At 52.1% G+C, this 1,217-nt stretch carries 1 pseudogene; it reads right to left on the bottom strand.

Going from position 1 to position 1,217, the window contains the following annotated elements:
- Positions 1-491 (bottom strand): annotated as a pseudogene (locus QT222_RS00915) (methylaspartate ammonia-lyase); the annotation flags it as partial.
- Positions 492-1,217: the final 726 nt, after the last annotated feature.

Below are 1,217 nucleotides of genomic sequence, written 5' to 3'. Positions count from 1 at the left end.
GTCTGAGACAAGCCGTACTCGTCGAGAATTACCTCGGTCATTGTCGTTGAATGGGCCTCTGCCGCCGCATCAAGTAGCGCCTGCGAAAATCCGTAGCGAACTGCGGTGTGAAGTGAGTCACCTGATTCAATGCTGTCTTGGATGGCTGCCACGTTGTCGGTGAAATCACCCGCATCCCGGCCGACGAACGCATCAGAGAGTGTCGATTCTACGAGGTCAGCATGAGCTTGTGCGTCGAAGAATGGGTCACGCCCACTGAACCCGGAGTACTGAACTGCTGCGCAGTCGCCGATTCCATAGCGCCCATTGTCCAACTCAATGACGATGCTCAGAGCCTCGGCCGGTTGCCGAACCCGTGAGAAGCCGTTGGTCACTGGCTGTCCTGTATAGGAAAACCCATCTGCCGTGGCGTTCCGAGTGATGGCCTCTTTGTCATCGAAATAAAAACCACCGGCTGTCGGAATCGCGCTAACGTCTGCTATCGTTGGCATACTACATCATTGACCATGTTTGACGGGGAATATATACGTGTCGCTATGACAGACAGTCAGTAGCCAATCGACATAATCCACTGTCCAACCCGGGTCAACGAGTTCGGCGTGAACGGAGATGCCTCCCTTGGATTCGGTTGCTCATTGGAACGACTACCAGATTCTATAATACGTAGAACGACTTTCGTGCTTCGAATGCGTGCACAGTTGGAAATGGCACCATCTGTACCCAGGGGATTACACACATATTCGTGTAATCTTTGGATTCCCTATCTCTTGTGTAGTGTCTGATCAGCTCATGAAGGATGATACTGAATGCGATTGTCCGGGGTAGCTGTACCCCTCGACGTTAGCGAGCTCAGTACGAATGATTCCATAAAACATGTAACTAATTGACTGGCACCGCCCTCGGGTGAACAAACGGTTGCCGGTTCAGAGCGTGAATACGACCACCTGGTTACTGAATTCCATAATTCATATAATCCCTCAGTGGGAGTGCTATACAATGACTGATGACACACAACTGTTGACGACAACCGACACATCGCTGGCGGTGATTAACACTCTCGTACAGCTAGATGGTGCGACGGCGTCGGAGGTTGGAGCCTAACTAGGAATTGCCGAAAGAACAGGGTACAAGCATCTCCACACCCTGTCAGAACACGGGTACGTCGCCTCACACGGGGGCGGATCCGAACTTGGCGGGCGGTGGTTTCACCTTTGATT

It is taken from the genome of Haloferax sp. s1, from assembly GCF_058382125.1.
The sequence above is the reverse complement of the archived record's forward strand: the minus strand, read 5'-3'. Positions and strand labels throughout refer to the sequence as shown.